Source organism: Gordonia sp. NPDC003425 (assembly GCF_053588635.1).
The window spans coordinates 1-1,266 of record NZ_JBSFQI010000053.1 but is presented as its reverse complement, the minus strand read 5'-3'; the positions used below and the strand labels follow the sequence as shown (position 1 = coordinate 1,266).

Here is a 1,266-nt window from a genome sequence, read left to right as displayed (position 1 = left end):
GATTCCGCAACCTCGGCCACTACATCTTGCGGTCACTCATCCACTCCGGCGGCCTGGCACAACACCTCGATGCACTCTGAATCCGGAAGAGCCCGTTTGTCATGCGTCCTTCGACGTCGTCGAGCCGCTCCTGCATGCGCTGAATTCCCTCTTCATCGCCGCGCTCACGAAGTGAAGCAATTGTATTGAGATAGTGCGCGCGTTCCTTCGCTAGCTTTGCACGTTCAGCTTCTAGCTCACGGCGCGCTTTCTCCTCCTCGCGCAACTCTGCGCGGCGCTCCCGTTCGAGCTCCCGCTCCACTTGTCTTGCCGTGAGATGTCTGGCTGCCAACTCAAGCTCCTCCATCCGTAGCTGGTGGTATTCGGGCACGATGTGGAGGTCGATCATGGTCCCGTTCTGCGCGATTTGATCAGCGGCTTTACGAAGGCGCGCTTGTGCCGTGGACAGGTTCCCTGCCTTCACGGTTTTGACGCAATTCTCGGCTTCGGCGTCGTATGCGCGCAGGAGGACTCGGCTCATCTGGTCGACAAACCTGCGCCCCTGTGCAAGTGAGCCATTGAAAGTAAAGGACGTGACAGCTTGTGTCGCGGTCTTATCACGAAGCATCTGTTTGATGTGCTGGCGGACTGCCTCGAGTTGTCCAGCGAGCTTCATTGAATGCTCGGCGGGATGCTCGTACTCGAAGAAGCCGACGTCCTGCAATTCGATCTGCGTGGTGACATCGATAAGTTCTGTTTTGGCACGTGCAATCTGCTCGCTGAGCAGTTCCAGTTCTGCCGATTTTGCCGCAGGCTCGTGCTGGTTGGCAGTATCGACCGAGCGCGCCGTGTTTTCGCGAAGGCCGTTGTTTTCGGTCTCGAGTTGCTCGATGCGGCGAGCCAAGCGCTGGTTCTCTACGGCTGATTCCGATAGCTCGGCCTGAAGCGCGACACACTGCGCACGGCACTTCGTCAAGTCTTCCAGAACAGTGGTGTACTCGGTGACAAGCGGAGTGGGCTGCATTGGTGCGACGACGCGCGGTTGAGTATTCGCTGTCCAGACGCGACCATCCCACCAACGCAACTGCTCAGAGGCTTGGGGATCGGGATACCACCCCGGAGCTGGCATTGGTGTATCTCCTTTTCGCTCTTCGACGACTCTGATTGACAGCCAAGAGCTCGGCTCTCACTTGAGGAATGATCAAGACCTGTGGATCTGGGAGGGCGTGCCTTCCCGCAGAATGATCCCGGTAGTCACTTGATCAAGTCAGCGTTGCAGCGCTGGCG

1 pseudogene is annotated in these 1,266 nt (G+C 58.1%); it reads right to left on the bottom strand.

The features are described from left to right. Positions 1–358: 358 nt before the first annotated feature. Positions 359–1,108, bottom strand: a pseudogene (locus ACWDTD_RS20550) (DUF2510 domain-containing protein); the annotation flags it as partial. Positions 1,109–1,266 lie beyond the last annotated feature (158 nt).